13 protein-coding genes and 1 pseudogene are annotated in these 13,428 nt (G+C 44.9%); 9 read left to right on the top strand and 5 right to left on the bottom strand.

Annotated elements, in window-relative coordinates; genetic code table 11:
- Nucleotides 1-246 precede the first annotated feature (246 nt).
- Nucleotides 247-1,893, top strand: coding sequence for an extracellular solute-binding protein (locus tag ACTWJ7_RS20780; RefSeq protein ID WP_301878817.1), 1,647 nt, complete (start codon nucleotides 247-249; stop codon nucleotides 1,891-1,893).
- 146 nt (nucleotides 1,894-2,039) lie between these two features.
- Here ACTWJ7_RS20780 and ACTWJ7_RS20775 read toward each other — a convergent pair whose 3' ends face one another.
- From ACTWJ7_RS20775 to ACTWJ7_RS20765, 3 genes are read right to left on the bottom strand one after another with little or no spacing between them, the layout of a single operon-like run.
- Nucleotides 2,040-2,300 carry a helix-turn-helix domain-containing protein gene (locus ACTWJ7_RS20775; protein WP_443145838.1) on the bottom strand — a complete coding sequence of 87 codons (261 nt, stop codon included), beginning with the start codon at nucleotides 2,298-2,300 and terminating at the stop codon, nucleotides 2,040-2,042.
- Nucleotides 2,288-3,649, bottom strand: coding sequence for a response regulator (locus ACTWJ7_RS20770; RefSeq protein WP_443145837.1), 1,362 nt, complete (start codon nucleotides 3,647-3,649; stop codon nucleotides 2,288-2,290). Before ACTWJ7_RS20770 ends, ACTWJ7_RS20775 begins: the two co-directional genes overlap by 13 nt.
- The gene (locus ACTWJ7_RS20765; protein ID WP_301878814.1) at nucleotides 3,630-5,381 is read right to left on the bottom strand and encodes a sensor histidine kinase; all 1,752 of its coding nucleotides are present in this window, start codon (nucleotides 5,379-5,381) and stop codon (nucleotides 3,630-3,632) included. The genes ACTWJ7_RS20770 and ACTWJ7_RS20765 overlap by 20 nt, the downstream gene beginning before the upstream one ends.
- 335 nt (nucleotides 5,382-5,716) lie before the next feature.
- On the opposite strand from ACTWJ7_RS20765, the gene ACTWJ7_RS20760 reads away from it, so the two are divergent.
- The 3 genes and pseudogenes from ACTWJ7_RS20760 to ACTWJ7_RS20750 all read left to right on the top strand — a co-directional run bounded on the left by ACTWJ7_RS20760 (nucleotide 5,717) and on the right by ACTWJ7_RS20750 (nucleotide 9,229).
- Nucleotides 5,717-6,640: an ABC transporter permease gene (locus tag ACTWJ7_RS20760; protein ID WP_079344340.1), complete on the top strand. Its 924-nt coding sequence runs from the start codon at nucleotides 5,717-5,719 to the stop codon at nucleotides 6,638-6,640.
- Nucleotides 6,641-6,680: 40 nt separating this feature from the next.
- Nucleotides 6,681-7,576: pseudogene (locus ACTWJ7_RS20755) on the top strand (carbohydrate ABC transporter permease).
- Nucleotides 7,577-7,678: 102 nt separating this feature from the next.
- Nucleotides 7,679-9,229 (top strand): extracellular solute-binding protein, encoded by a 1,551-nt coding sequence (locus ACTWJ7_RS20750; protein WP_443146397.1) that lies wholly within the window; start codon nucleotides 7,679-7,681, stop codon nucleotides 9,227-9,229.
- A 76-nt stretch (nucleotides 9,230-9,305) separates the two neighbouring features.
- Here ACTWJ7_RS20750 and ACTWJ7_RS20745 read toward each other — a convergent pair whose 3' ends face one another.
- Together ACTWJ7_RS20745 and ACTWJ7_RS20740 are read right to left on the bottom strand one after the other, a co-directional pair.
- Nucleotides 9,306-9,569 carry a hypothetical protein gene (locus tag ACTWJ7_RS20745; protein ID WP_079344343.1) on the bottom strand — a complete coding sequence of 88 codons (264 nt, stop codon included), beginning with the start codon at nucleotides 9,567-9,569 and terminating at the stop codon, nucleotides 9,306-9,308.
- A 382-nt stretch (nucleotides 9,570-9,951) separates the two neighbouring features.
- Nucleotides 9,952-10,080, bottom strand: a complete 129-nt coding sequence (locus ACTWJ7_RS20740; protein WP_036664828.1) for a DUF4023 family protein — start codon at nucleotides 10,078-10,080, stop codon at nucleotides 9,952-9,954.
- Nucleotides 10,081-10,288: 208 nt separating this feature from the next.
- On the opposite strand from ACTWJ7_RS20740, the gene ACTWJ7_RS20735 reads away from it, so the two are divergent.
- The 5 genes from ACTWJ7_RS20735 (at nucleotide 10,289) to ACTWJ7_RS20715 (ending at nucleotide 13,423) form a co-directional block, all read left to right on the top strand.
- Nucleotides 10,289-11,047 (top strand): TrmB family transcriptional regulator, encoded by a 759-nt coding sequence (locus ACTWJ7_RS20735; RefSeq protein WP_079344345.1) that lies wholly within the window; start codon nucleotides 10,289-10,291, stop codon nucleotides 11,045-11,047.
- 105 nt (nucleotides 11,048-11,152) lie between these two features.
- A complete protein-coding gene (locus ACTWJ7_RS20730) occupies nucleotides 11,153-11,968 on the top strand; it encodes an MFS transporter (RefSeq protein WP_443145836.1) in 816 nt (271 codons plus the stop codon).
- Entirely contained in the window at nucleotides 11,896-12,315 is a 420-nt protein-coding gene (locus ACTWJ7_RS20725) for a hypothetical protein (RefSeq protein ID WP_443146458.1), read from the top strand. Before ACTWJ7_RS20730 ends, ACTWJ7_RS20725 begins: the two co-directional genes overlap by 73 nt.
- Before the next feature lie 190 nt (nucleotides 12,316-12,505).
- Entirely contained in the window at nucleotides 12,506-13,093 is a 588-nt protein-coding gene (locus ACTWJ7_RS20720; RefSeq protein WP_301878805.1) for a sugar O-acetyltransferase, read from the top strand.
- 117 nt (nucleotides 13,094-13,210) lie between these two features.
- Complete coding sequence (locus ACTWJ7_RS20715; protein WP_443145835.1) at nucleotides 13,211-13,423, top strand: hypothetical protein; 213 nt, start codon at nucleotides 13,211-13,213, stop codon at nucleotides 13,421-13,423.
- The last annotated feature ends 5 nt before the right edge of the window (nucleotides 13,424-13,428 follow it).

Raw genomic sequence — 13,428 nt, 5'->3', positions numbered from 1 at the left:
ATAGCGCTTACTTATTACAATAAATTATATATAAGATGAAGCAAGATTAAACCATAACGGAGAGAGCAGAAGAGACCTGTAGAAGCGGAGCGTTCGCCTTTATCACCGGATTTCTCCCTTCTAAAAGGGATAAAGGAAATCTGGGGATAACAGCGATCAAAAGGTTGTTCTGCTATCGGAGTGCAACGTTTAATATTCATTAGTTCATCTTATATACCTCACGGGAGGAATAAAAGGGGGATTCGCATGAACATGTCATTAAAGAAATTCTCATTGTTAACGTTAACCATGGTTCTGGCAACTACGCTTGCAGCCTGTTCATCCGGTACGGGTAGCGCGGAGAATGAAGCCCAGCCGAACAACACAGAGCAGGATGCCGGAGGTCCGCTTACGAAATATGATCCACCCATCAAATTAACATCAACCATGAATGAAACCGGAAAAGAATCGCTTGCTGAAGGTGATACACATGCCAATAACATTTGGACCCGGGGATACAAGGACGAGCTGGGTATCGATGTCACCTACGACTGGATTGTTCCGGATGCCAATTATAACGACAAAATGAACGTCACCCTGGCTAGCGGCGATTTGCCAGATGTACTCAAAGTGAGTGCTGTGCAATTCGAGCAGCTGCATGAGGCGGGAATGCTGGAAGATCTCACTGAGGTTTATGATAAGTATGCATCGGATCTGGTCAAGGAGTTTATGTCCGCTGAGGATGGAGCAGGTTTGAAGCCAGTAACCAAGGACGGCAAGATATACGCGATGGTAAGCTTTCCAGGCTCGCTGGATTCATCGGATATGATCTGGATTCGCCAGGATTGGTTGAAAAAGGTCGGGCTTGAAGCGCCAAAATCCATGCAGGACGTCATCCAGATTGCAGAAGCTTTCACCTTTGAAGATCCGGACGGAAATGGTAAAGATGATACGTACGGCATTGCACTTAATAAGGATTTGCCCATTAATGCGTTCCTGCTTGGTTATCATGGTTATTTGGAAACCTGGATCAAGGATGCTTCAGGCAAGGTTGTGAATGGTACCATTCAACCTGAAGTGAAGGAAGGATTGCGTGAGCTGCAAAATCTGTATCAGAAGGGTGTACTCGATCCCGAGTTTGGCGTTAAGGACTTTACGAAGATGATGGAAGATGTGAATGCAGGCAAGTCAGGCATGTTCTTTCTGCCACAATGGGCGCCATTTCAGGTTAGCAGCATGATCAAGAAGGATAAAAACGTGGACTGGTTGCCTTATCCGGTACAATCAATCGACGATCAGCCAGCCAAAACACAGAACCACCTTAGCTTGGGCGGCATATTCGCCGTACGTAAAGGCTATGAGCACCCGGAAGCATTGATCAAGCTGCTGAACTTCCAGGCAGAAAAAATGTTCGGTGAATCTGCCAAGGAAGAGCGCGCTGCGTATTTGAACGGGTTGACCGGACTTGGTTTTCATAATGCGACCGTATCCAATCTGCCTGCCAACAAAAACGTAAAAGCACAGGATGAAGTGGAGCAGGCGCTCAAAACGGGAGATACTTCGGGATTAGAGCTTGAAGCGAAGCTGTTCTACGATGATATTATGGATTACCGCAATGGTAATCTGGATAAGTGGCATATGGAACGTATTTTTGGACCGGAGAGCTCGCAGGGCGTTATTAAATATTATCGGGATAACGACCTGATTGTCATGAATGAATTTATCTACGCACCAACGAGAACCATGAACACGAAACAGGCAACCCTGGATAAGCTGCGCGCGGAGACGTTTCTGAAAATCATCTACGGCAACCTGTCTATTGATGAGTTCGATAGCTTTGTTGCCAATTGGAAAAAACTTGGTGGTGACCAAATCACTCAGGAAGTGAATGAAGTCATTCATGTGAATAAGTAACGAAAAGTTGATGCACAGCAAATGCCACTCTGCGTACGATACGCAGGGTGGCATTTTTATGGTGGAGGACAGGAACATATGGATCAGAAGAATCAGATTCACAAACCAAGTTATAACCCTACGTTATTCCGCTTCAGGTCTGCAGATCATCCTGTTTCATGAGCGCCATCCCGGTGCCTCTTGCGATATTCATTGGGACTGCAGCCCATCTCTTGCTTAAACAGCTTGGTAAAGTGTGAGTAGTTGGTATAACCCACATGTCCGGCAATGGCATGGACCGATTGTGTAGTCGTTTCCAACAGCTGGCGAGCGGCTACAAGACGGGTATGTATGACATAATTTCCAAGTGAGATTCCCATCTCTTTCTTGAACAGACGTGCGAGATAGTCCGGATTCAGATAGACCATTTCCCCAGGTTATTCCTCGTTAGATCTTCCCCGTAATGAGTGCGTATATAATGGGTAATCTCGTGTACAACCGATTTCGGCTGCTCGGCAACATTCAGGTATTCCGCAGCAGTATTAACCAGATAGGCTATGTAGGATTGCATATCTTCAATAGAATACAGAGATTGCATGAATAATTGATCATTCGTTTTGCCCATATACAGTTTGTGGACCTCAATCCCTTTGCTCTTCAATTGGGCATAGACAAGCTGTACCAGATCGAGACGCAACAGGCTGAGCACGGCAGTACCGACCACCCCTTCACGAACAAGTTGGTGCATATAACGAACGGTTTCATCCAGAAAGGCCTGAAAGCGGTTCTCATTCAGCAATTGCTCCAGCAATGCCAGATCAGGCGGTGTGTAATTCAATTCAGGCGTGCTGTAGTTCTTCAGAAAAAAGGTCTGGTTGCGGTGTTTGATTCGTTCTTCATTCATTAGCAACAGCTCGTTGATCGTGTGACGAATCTGACCCAGTGGCAGAGAAAAGCCGATACTACAGCAGGCATCCGACTTCAGGTAATTATTAACCTCCGGGATGAACGAACCGCACATGGATTCGATCAGTGGTGCATCAGGTGCTCTGTTCCATTTTAGAATAATCATCCAGTTATGCTCCTTGATCTCGATAATGGCTTCAATGGAGAAGAGAGCGTCCTGAAACCGTTCAACCATTACATTCAAACAAGCGTAATCGAACAGGTTCTTGTCGGTCTTGCCCAGGGTGCCATCATACGGAAACAGGTTAACCAGAATAGGAAGAAATAGATCCGTTGGTTCATATGGAAGATTTTGTTCTGTCAAAAAGGCAGAGACGTCGGCAGGGCCGGAAGGAAAGGCTTTACCAGAGATCAGCCTGCGCCAGCTGTCCTCAATGAGCTTGCTACGATTTTTTTGCCACAGTTCACCCTCATGAATGGCTTTGGCAATGAACTGCTGATCTCGGGCTTTGGCAACCGCTTTTTGAATAATAAGAGTCAACTTGTCAAACTCAATAGGCTTCAGGAAATAATCAAAACTCTGCAGTTCGATTGCTTTCTGGGCATAGTTGAAATCGGCATAGTTAGTGAGAAAAATTGTTTGTACACTATGTGATTCCTCCCGGACCCATGCCAGCAGTTCAAGTCCGCTTCCCTGGGGCATTTCAATATCGCAAATGAGGATCTGAACAGGATGGCTCTGTAAAATCTCCTTGGCCTGCGCAATGTTATAGGCTGTGAATATGGTGTCGATGCCAAGGCTTTTCCAGTCAATTTTCTTTTCCAAAGCCATGACGACAAAGTAATCATCATCAACCAGCAATGCATTCATGGTTTGTCACCTCTCCCGTAGTATCTGAATTCAGTATCATTTTGGGTAAGGAAAGCGTGATCTGAGCGCCACTTGCGTCGTTTGCAAATGTAATATTCGCTTCCTCTCCATACAGCAACTCCAAACGTTGGATAGTATTCATAATGCCAATTCGGTTGCCGCCAGTTTGTTCGAGCGCTTCTCCACGCATGAGTGCGTCAAGAACATCCAGGCTGAAGCCTGGACCTGTATCCGAAATTTGGATGAGCACATGATCGCCATGTTCCTGACGTTCTTCCGTCACAGATAAAGTAATACATAATTCCCGGTCCCGGGAGACCCCGTACTTGACGGCATTTTCAATGAATGTCTGAATAACAAGCGGTGGCACAGCGATGCCCGTAATAACCTCTGGCTGTTCAATTCGATAGGAAAAAGCATCTCTATAACGTGATTTCTGGATGTCCAGGAACGTTCTCACATGCTCAATCTCGTTCTCCAGAAGAACGAAATTCTCCCCACTTTGAAAGATATAGCGGAAATATCGGGATGTAGCCAGAGCCATGCTCTCAATTTCTTCGTACATCTGCATCTGTGCCATACTGTACATGCTCGTCAGACAATTCAGGAAGAAGTGGGGCTTAATCTGTAACTTCATATAATCCAAACGTATTTTTTGTTTCTCCAATTCCTGCTCGTAGCGATCAATCTTGAATCGTTTAATCTGGCCCACCAGTTCCTTGAACTGTGCATTGACCTGCTCCAGTTCCATAATTCGGCTGCTCTTAAAGTCTGTAGCTTCGTCACCTTCGTTAATACGCGCCAGATTTTTGGAAAATCGCTGAATGGGAACCAGCAGATTTTTTCTGAAAAACAACATAATTGCGCTTAACGAGGACGTTACGATCAGAAAAAGCAGCATAATGAGCAGCTGGGCCACCATAATTTTCTCGAATGCGCCAAACTTGATAACCATATGTGCGCTGAATGCCGCATTGGAGAAGTCGCTGCTCACGACATTGTGAGACTGGAACAGATCAAGAAATGAATGTCTCTCTTCCGGTATGTGATCCCCGCCGGCAGGCCCGGAAAGTTGCACACCATTCTCGTCAACGAGAGAGGCGTATCCGTTGGCACCCAGATTAATCTGCCGGAGAGGGGAGATCAGATCATCCGCGGATATCAAGGCAATCAGATAACGGTTGTAGTACGGCACAATATTGATAAGATAAGAAGTGCCGTTCACGTGGATGGGTGTCCAATGGGAATAGAACTTCTCATATACAGCTTTATCGTGGGTCAGCGTAATGATCTGTTTTTTCACTTCTGAATAATCCGAATAGGAGATGCTTATTGGCGCGCAGTTGAGGAAATATTCACTATTCTCCAAATAATAAAAGAAATTGTACGATTGCCCGTAGTTTCGCTGTAGTTCGGCGAAGAGCATATGTAGTTTTTCGTTGGCCTTCAGGAACGGAATACTGTTTACACCATATGTATTCATGTTGTCGAGATTCTCGTCATTGGCCAGTGTCCATCCCATGAAATGATTAATGTACGCAAAATCGTGATTAATGCGATTGATGTACAGATCGGCCGCATCCTGCAAGTATTGGGTGGATTGCTGCTTCACCATGGAGATGGAAGCAATGCTGATGACCAGATCCAGAATGAACACGACAAATGAAATGACGAACATCATGCGGATATAATGCCGAATGGGATAGGGTTTAATGACGTTCAGGTTTGCCATAAGCAATGCACCACTTTCTTGATTCCTTGGTTATGAATGCGCTTTAATATCTCAGGAATAGTATAAAACCTTTGTTTGAAAAAAGCATAAAGATTTGCGTTTTTTGATTCATAAGTCCGAAATACACACACGAAAGTCTGGATAACGATATGATTTTTGCTCCCAAGTGTTTCGGTTACTCGTGAAATTGAACAATGGAACCACAGAAGTCCGAATAACGTCCGTAGCGGTCCGATAAACCGAATGTGATGGGGTTTATACTGAAGCTATTCCAGAGATGACAGGTCCAGGGGGAAAGCAGCATCAGTATAGATTACAGGAGGGAAGGAAGAACCATGAGGACCAATCCATTATATATCGGAAAAAGGCTAGAGAGAATCAGGCGAAACTGGGGCCTTTACGTTCTGCTTTTTCCAGCAGTTCTGTTGACTCTATTATTTGCCTACAAGCCAATGTACGGCGTATTAATTGCGTTTAAGGACTACAGTCCGGCCATGGGGATCGGAGACAGCCCTTGGGCTGGATTCAAATACTTTGAGAAGTTTTTTCATTCCTATCAATTCACCAATACGATTCGCAATACACTCGTGATTAGCTTGTACAGTCTGGCTACCTTTCCGATTCCGGTTATGCTTGCACTACTCGTGAACCAGATGAGATCGGGGAGATTCAAAAGGTTTTTCCAGACCATTTCGTATATGCCCCATTTTATTTCAACCGTAGTTATGGTGGGGTTAATGCTGATCCTGTTCTCACCAAGTACCGGGCTCGTAGGTAACATGTATCAGCTTTTTGGAGCGGAAGCACCGGATCTGATGGGTTCATCCGCTTTATTCAGCAGTGTATATGTCTGGTCTGATGTGTGGCAGCATGTTGGCTGGGACAGCATTATCTATATTGCTGCATTGTCTGCCGTAGACCCAAGTCTTTACGAAGCGGCAACGGTTGACGGAGCAAGTCGATGGCACAAGGTTCGATATATCGATATTCCGATGCTGCTGCCAACGATCATCACGCTGCTTATTTTACGGATGGGCGGATTACTCGGGGTTGGATTTGAGAAAGTCTATCTGATGCAGAACGACTTGAACATTCTCTCCAGTGAGATTCTGTCCACGTATGTTTACAAAATCGGTCTGCTGAGCAGCCAATACAGCTTCTCCTCGGCGATCAACCTGTTTAACACGGTTATTAATTTCATTTTGCTTATTCTGGTCAACCAGTTGTCCAAGAAATACAGTGAAAACAGTCTATGGTAGAGGGGAGAAAAACAAGATGAGCGTTATGGAACCGGCAGCAATGACCAGAACTCCCCGTACCAAACGTCGTACACCTTTTTCGGTTGCAGAAGTCGTGCTGTATGCCTTTGCTGTTCTTTTTCTGATTGCTATCATTTACCCGATCTATTTTATTGTCATCGCTTCCTTCAGTGATCCTTCATCCGTGGCTAACGGACAGGTGTGGCTGTTTCCAAAAGGCTTTACGCTGGAAGGGTATAAGGAGCTGCTGCGACACGAGAATATCTGGATTGGATATCGCAATACCATTCTGTATACGGTGGTGGGAACACTTTTTGGACTTGTGGTTAATATTTCGGCGGCTTATGCTTTATCCAGAAAAGACCTGGTCGGACGAAAGTTTTTCTCACTGTTTTTTATCTTTACGATGTTCTTCAGCGGAGGATTGATTCCAACCTTCCTGACGATTCGCGACTTCCATCTCTACAACACGTTCCTGGTGATGGTGCTTCCGTTCTCTGTGGTGGTTTTCGACATGATCGTTGCCCGGACATTTTTCCAGACCAGCATTCCGGGGATCTATGGGAAGCTGCCCAGATCGATGGCTGTGGGAACCTGCGGTATTTTGTACTGATCGTATTACCGCTGTCCAAAGCAATCATTGCAGTCCTCGGACTATGGATTGCCGTAGGATATTGGAATTCATATTTTAACGCCCTGATTTATTTGAAAGATCCGAATCTGTATCCGCTTCAATTGATTCTGCGCAATATCCTCATCACGAATCAGATGCAGTCCGGCATGGGTACAGGAGAAGCCGCACAAGTTGCCCTGCGCCTTGCCAATTTGATGAGGTATTCCGTTATTATTATCGCTACAATTCCGATCATGTGTGTGTATCCGTTCATCCAGAAGTACTTCAATCAGGGGGTGATGATCGGCGCCGTGAAGGAATAGGGCAGGTTGAAATTCATTACGAATCAAGGGGGTTCCCAAATGGGGAAAAAGATAGGCAAGAAATTATTTACCAAAATGAGCAGCGTGCTTCTCGCGTCGGTCATGTTGGTCAGCGTTGTTGGCTGTAGTAGTGGAAAGGGTAGTGAACCTGCAGAGCCTACAATATCAAGTGACTTCAATCAGGAAGGTCTGCCGATTGTCAATAAACCGGTCACACTCAAGGTACTGACGGTTCGCTGGGGAAATATGGGCGACACCTTTACTCAGAACCAATGGCTCAAGGATTTGGAGAAAGATTCCAATGTGAAGATTGAGTGGCAGGTGATGTCTTCTAATGACTGGGGTGAACAGAAATCCATTATGCTTGCCAGTGGCACACTCCCGGACATTATTCTGGGCGACCAGGTGTTTAGTGATTCGGACATTGTAAACAACCTGAGCTATTTCCGCCCACTGGATGAATATATTGACTCGTATATGCCCAACTTGAAGGCAGCTATGGAAGAGACGCCAGACATGAAGAAAATCAGTACATTTCCAGATGGCAAAATCTACTCCATGCCAACCAGACTTCCTTCCCGTCCAAAAAGCCGGAACCAGCCTGTAATCAACAAGGCATGGCTCGATAAGCTGGGCCTGAAGGCACCAACAACAACAGAGGAACTGTATCAGGTATTAAAAGCGTTTAGGGAAAAGGATCCGAATGGTAATGGCAAAAAGGACGAAATTCCTTACACGGAAACGGGACTGAATGTGGATTTTCTGAATCCGTTCGGGATTACGGACATTAATGCCAGCAGCATGATTGTCCAGGATGGAAAGCCCGTGTTCTATCCAACAACCGACGCCTATAAACAAGCCCTTATTTATACCAATAAGCTCTATTCTGAGGGACTGATTGACCAGGAACTGTTTACACAGGACAACACCATGACATCAGCCAAATGGCAAAATGCAGACATCCCAATCGTCGGTTTCAGCAATCAGTGGACACCTGATGCGGTATTTGGCAAATGGAGTGACCAATATGAAGCCATTGCTCCCATTGCCGGACCTGACGGCAAACGCTATCAGCCGGGTGACCCCGGCGGCATGAACCTGGCCCGGAACGAACTGCTTATTACGACTTCATGTACTGTTCCTGAAGTAGCTGCACGCTGGGCTGACCAGTTCTATTCCAATGAAGCCAGCATCCAGAATTTCTGGGGTGCGATCGGAACGGTAATCAAGAAAAACGATGATGGCACATACACGCTCATGGACCCGCCGGCAGGCACCAGCGCCGATGCATGGTACTGGGATCAATCCCTGCGTGACTTTGGTCCCAAATATGTAAGCCCTTCCTTTGAAGAGAAAATTAAACTTAATCCGCAGGCAGGCGACGGACTCAAACTGCAAATCGATCAGCTGGGCAGTGCCGATGTAACGACACCTTATCCGAAGGTCATGTACAATGCAGAAGAGTTCCAAGAGCTGCCAACGCTAACAACGGATATTGATGGTTACGTGGCAACGATGCGTGCCCAGTGGGTAACGAAGGGCGGTATCGAACAGGGCTGGGATGCTTATATCAAAAAGCTGAATGATATGGGACTTGAACAGTTACTGACCATCCGTAACAATGCCTTCGAGCGTTATATGAACGTCAAATAGGCTCGAATCAGCCGTTCATTTCTTAAATAACAAACAGGTGCGCTTCCGAGTTGAAGGAACGCACCTGTTTATTTGTTTATGCTCTGCGTTTTAACAATAATACGCCACTGATATTTGATGTTTTTTTACGATATACCACTTTAAAGCCGATATCATTGTCCAGCAAACAGTTTAAGGCATTGATCAGCAATGCACCAGGTACCAGTGTGAAGGTACAAGGGGAAGTGTTTCCGATCACACGCACACTTTTGATTCTGCGCGGTGAACCGGGAACGAGTGGATTTCTGGACCAATAGATTAATACCAAATCCGGTTGTGGAACAGCTTTTACAGCAGCCATCCTCATCATCTCTTTTCTATTAAATTTCTTTATAGTAAATGAAAAGTAGATGAGGAAGGTGCTAGACAAAAGACGCTATGTTTGAGAAATGGGGCAATGATCAAGTTGCCAATAAGGAAAATCCCATGCGATATTACATTAAATGCCTTTCTTCGGGATAATAACGGAACAGAGATGTCTTCCAACGAAGGGGTTAAAATATCGGATGACAGCAACTCGCTAAAAGTGGGGGATCATGGGCCTAGATCGTTTGATAACTTTGGGCCGCCGCTGAATCACAGATTGTTGAAACAGGATCTCTTCCCAGAGATCCTGTTTGTTGTGCCGGAACAAAGAGGAGCATAGTATATCCACTCTTTCATCCCAGCAGTTCATGTAGGCCCTACTTATTTGTGCTGTGCTGCTTCGCTGGCAATTTATCTGTTGGTGTTCCCTTGCCATTGTTTTTGTTATGACGCGCTTTCTCGGCATTTTCGTTTACCTTCTTCACAAAATCATGGGTGCTTTCCATGTTTGAGGATACCTCCTTTAAAATTAAAATGTGCAGCCTGGATCTTAATATAACCACGGAGAGATCATTATATTTTGGAAGCTCAATCTCGACTTCATTTCACAAAATTAGCCATGACAGAGGTCTGCGGGATAAACTGGACATGCAAAGGTAAGGCGTCTACACTGTATAGAAAGATACAAACAAGAAGGGACGGGCCGATCGGACCATGTTGCAGAAATTTGGTTTTACACAATATGAAAGTCAGGTATACGAGGCTATATTTGCGCAGGACCAACCACTGGATGCTACATCCATCGTCAATTCCTCCAATGTGCCCAAGGCCAAAATATACGAAGTGCTTAATCGGCTTATTGATAAGGGAACAGTCCTAACAACGATGCATGGGAAGAAGAAATTGTATATGGCGGTTGATCTTCAGTCCATTATCCTCAAAATAAGGGCCGACTTTGAGAAGGATATTGAGGAGTTGAAGACTTATAAAATCAAACGTACATTCACGGATGAGCATATCTGGACATTGAAGGACGCATCATCCATTGCATCAAATATTGAACAGCTTATTGAAGAAGCCGACTCATCCATTCTTTTTCTGGCCTGGAACGAGCAAATGGACCAATACCGGGAGCTTTTGGAGCAGAAAGAGGTAGAAGGGGTACATGTAGAGGTTCTGGCTGTGGGAGGATTACAATCCTCTCTAACGCATAAATATTCGTTAATTCCCATGCTTGAGGACAGTAAACTTGAACCTTCGCAATTGATCATTGTGGATTATGCCTATCTTTTGTTTGCTGGTATTGAGCATGACTCATGGAAGGCCATCAAGACGACATCCAAACCAATTGTTAAAGCAATGACGGATTATTTCTATCATGACGTCGCTCTTACTCAAATTACCAAAAAATATGGTGACCAGCTGCTTCAGGACGAAGAAATTGCACGTCTGCTGGCGCGTTTAATTTATTGAACCATGTATGGAAAAGCTATTCTTTCGGAGAATGGCTTTTTTGTATTGAAATCTTTTCTTCGTTGGGTTACTATCGTAGTTGTAACTTTCGAGGAGGATTCAAAAATGAACAAAAAAGTATATGTCCTTGCAATCGCGGCTTTTGTGGTTGGCACCGTTGAACTCATTTTAGGCGGGATTCTGGACTTGATTGCGACAGATCTTCATCTAACCCTGGCAAAAGCCGGGTATTTAATCTCCATCTTTTCGCTTGTCTATGCGATATCTGCGCCTATTTTGCTAAATATGACGGCCAGATTTGAGCGTAAAAAAGTATACATGTGTACTTTATTCGTTTTTTTGATTAGCAATCTGATCTCTGCATTCAGTGCCAACTTCTATATCCTCATGGCTGGAAGAGCACTGGGAGCCGCAACGGGCTCACTAATTTTTGTCCTGTCTCTGACGCTTGCAGCTCGCATTGTGGAGCCTCAGTATAAAGGGCGTGCCGTGGGAATAATTACGATGGGAGGAAGTGCTTCACTGATTTTGGGTGTACCTATCGGAATCTTTGTGGGTAACCTCGCCGGATGGCGTGAAGTGTTTATGTTGATTGCAATTCTGACTGCAGTAGTTATGGTTGCCATCGGCATTGCCATGGAACGTGTGCAGCCGATTCCAGCCGTATCATTGAAGAAGCAGCTAGCTGCTCTATGGAATCCAAAAATGCTGGCGATCCATGTTACAACATTACTTGTGCTCGCAGGGCATTTGACGTTATATGCGTATTTCACACCATTTCTCCAGGAATCGCTGGGAGCCAGCTCAACAATGGTCACCTTTATATATATGATGTTGGTATTGCAGCTGTGGCAGGGGGAGGAATCGGCGGTATATTATCAGATCGTCTGCACCCGGCCAAAGCCATTGTTATCGTGCTGATACCCTTTATCGTGAGCATGGCGGTTATTCCATTTAGTACCGGACTGCCTTTGATTGCTTTCTTGATCTTGCTAAGTATCTGGAGTGCGTTAAGCTGGACGGTTACCCCGGTACAGAATAGTCTGATTATCAAAACATCACCGGCAACGGCTGAAACGTTAATTAGCACCAATTCGGGGATTGCACATGCTGGCATTGCTCTGGGAACCTATATTGGTGGGGTGGTTATCGAGCATTCGTCCATTATGTATACCGGATGGGTAGGATCTGTTTTGATCCTGATGGGTCTTGTGTCAGCCGTTTATGCAATTAGTCGTAAGGAGCAAACGGTTCAGGCGGCTGGATAAAGCCAATCTCTCCAGTGGATTTTGTGAAAGAACTTGATTTATTTACGTTATTTCATATAATCATTATAGCTTTATAAAGTATCTTAATTTATTATATCGTACTTCTTGTCCTTGAATTCATTTAAGCGGATAACAGGTGCAGAGTACGGAAAACGAGTGGCAGAAGAGCTAGCTGGAGGCACAGGAATTCATGACAGAAAAAGAGAAATCACAACTGGGACTGCTGTATAATGCGAATTACGACAAAGAATTGATCGATGAGCGTTTGTACGCGAAGGGGCTTTGTTACGAGTATAATCAGCTTCACCCAGGCAAGACCACCGAGAGAGAAGCGTTGCTCAAAACATTGCTTGGTAAAACGACGGATCGTTTCCTGATCGAGCAGCCGTTTGTATGTGACTACGGCTATAACATTGAAATTGGTGAGAATTTCTACAGTAATCATAATATCGTTATGCTGGATGGAGCCAAAATCAGTTTTGGTGACAACGTTTTTGTTGCTCCGAATTCTGGATTCTATACTGCCGGTCACCCTTATGATGTAGAACAGCGTAACGAAGGTCTAGAGATTGTAGGTCCCATCACAGTGGGCAACAATGTATGGATCGGGGGCGGCGTGACTGTTCTTGCGGGTGTGACTATTGGAGATAACACAATTATTGGGGCAGGCAGTGTAGTCACGAAAGACATTCCTTCTGATGTAATCGCTGCGGGTAATCCGTGCAGAGTTATTCGCAAAATAACGGAAGCAGACAAAATGAAGTACAGCAGAGGTTAATCACCAAGTGTATATCAACCTTCAGGATGCCCGATGTTTTTCATCGGGTGTTTTTAAACCCTATGGAGATATTGTATAGTTACTACATCGAATAAGAAACTTTGGAGGAGGGTGCTTGTGAAAATAGCGAATGCGTATTTGATGAAAGAAATTAATATAAACCATGTACGCCAGGTCATGAAACGGGTGGAAACAGCCACCAAACCTCAACTGGCCTCCTTGACCAAGCTCAGTGTAGTAACCGTCAATTCACTGGTAAAAGAGTTATGTGATCTGGGTGAGCTGTTTGAGGATGAGACAGTTCCATCCAATGGGGAAGACCGGCACTAACCTAC

This window comes from Paenibacillus sp. 1A_MP2 (assembly GCF_052244825.1).
Lineage (GTDB): Bacteria > Bacillota > Bacilli > Paenibacillales > Paenibacillaceae > Paenibacillus > Paenibacillus vandeheii.
The sequence above is the reverse complement of the archived record's forward strand: the minus strand, read 5'-3'. Positions and strand labels throughout refer to the sequence as shown.

Bases quoted from the DNA above. Each gene is read 5' to 3' on its own strand.
- ACTWJ7_RS20735 (WP_079344345.1), top strand. From the start codon at position 10,289: ATGTTGCAGAAATTTGGTTTTACACAATATGAAAGTCAGGTATACGAG.
- ACTWJ7_RS20750 (WP_443146397.1), top strand. From the start codon at position 7,679: ATGTTGGTCAGCGTTGTTGGCTGTAGTAGTGGAAAGGGTAGTGAACCT.
- ACTWJ7_RS20780 (WP_301878817.1), top strand. From the start codon at position 247: ATGAACATGTCATTAAAGAAATTCTCATTGTTAACGTTAACCATGGTT.
- ACTWJ7_RS20740 (WP_036664828.1), bottom strand. From the start codon at position 10,080: ATGGAAAGCACCCATGATTTTGTGAAGAAGGTAAACGAAAATGCCGAG.
- ACTWJ7_RS20760 (WP_079344340.1), top strand. From the start codon at position 5,717: ATGAGGACCAATCCATTATATATCGGAAAAAGGCTAGAGAGAATCAGG.
- ACTWJ7_RS20730 (WP_443145836.1), top strand. From the start codon at position 11,153: ATGAACAAAAAAGTATATGTCCTTGCAATCGCGGCTTTTGTGGTTGGC.
- ACTWJ7_RS20770 (WP_443145837.1), bottom strand. From the start codon at position 3,649: ATGAATGCATTGCTGGTTGATGATGATTACTTTGTCGTCATGGCTTTG.
- ACTWJ7_RS20720 (WP_301878805.1), top strand. From the start codon at position 12,506: ATGACAGAAAAAGAGAAATCACAACTGGGACTGCTGTATAATGCGAAT.
- ACTWJ7_RS20745 (WP_079344343.1), bottom strand. From the start codon at position 9,569: ATGGCTGCTGTAAAAGCTGTTCCACAACCGGATTTGGTATTAATCTAT.
- ACTWJ7_RS20775 (WP_443145838.1), bottom strand. From the start codon at position 2,300: ATGGTCTATCTGAATCCGGACTATCTCGCACGTCTGTTCAAGAAAGAG.
- ACTWJ7_RS20765 (WP_301878814.1), bottom strand. From the start codon at position 5,381: ATGGCAAACCTGAACGTCATTAAACCCTATCCCATTCGGCATTATATC.